Origin of the sequence: Kocuria cellulosilytica (genome assembly GCF_040981245.1) — a bacterium.
GTDB lineage: Bacteria > Actinomycetota > Actinomycetes > Actinomycetales > Micrococcaceae > Kocuria > Kocuria cellulosilytica.
Genome location: NZ_JAVFWZ010000128.1, coordinates 1 through 532, shown reverse-complemented (window position 1 = coordinate 532; position 532 = coordinate 1). Strand labels below are relative to the sequence as shown.

The following is a 532-nucleotide window of genomic DNA, read 5'->3' as shown; positions in this document are numbered from 1 at the left end:
GCTCCTCGCTGTGGACCACCACGCCCCTGTTCGGACGCTCATCTCCTTGCTGCATTGACACATTGTAAGGTCTGAGATGCTTTCTTATACAGCTTGGTTCTATACCGCTGAACGGTCAGGGCGCAGACTGATTGTCAGACAAAGCGCACGACTTCCGTCGCGTCGTCCTTCCACCTCGCTCGAAAGGACCAAGCATGCAGACCGCCACGCAGACCACCACCCGCACTGTCACCCACTGGATCAACGGTGAGCTCACCGCCCCCGGCTCGGACTCCCGGTACGCGGACGTCACCAACCCGGCCAGCGGCCGGGTCACCTCCCGCGTGGCCCTGGCTCCGACCGCGACCGTCGACGAGGCCGTCACCGCGGCCGCCACGGCGTTCCCCTCGTGGCGCGACACCTCGATCGCCCGGCGCACCCAGGTCATCTTCGCCTTCCGCGAGCTGCTCAACGCCCGCAAGGGCGAGCTCGCCGAGATCATCACCGCGGAGCACGGCAAGGTCCTCGACGACGCCCTCGGCGAGGTCGCCCG

The 532-nt window shown here is 66.5% G+C and carries 1 protein-coding gene; it reads left to right on the top strand.

What is annotated here, in order from left to right:
* Window positions 1-194: 194 nt before the first annotated feature.
* A partial coding sequence (locus RCG67_RS17330; protein ID WP_368828055.1) for an aldehyde dehydrogenase family protein occupies window positions 195-532 on the top strand: 338 nt, incomplete at its 3' end.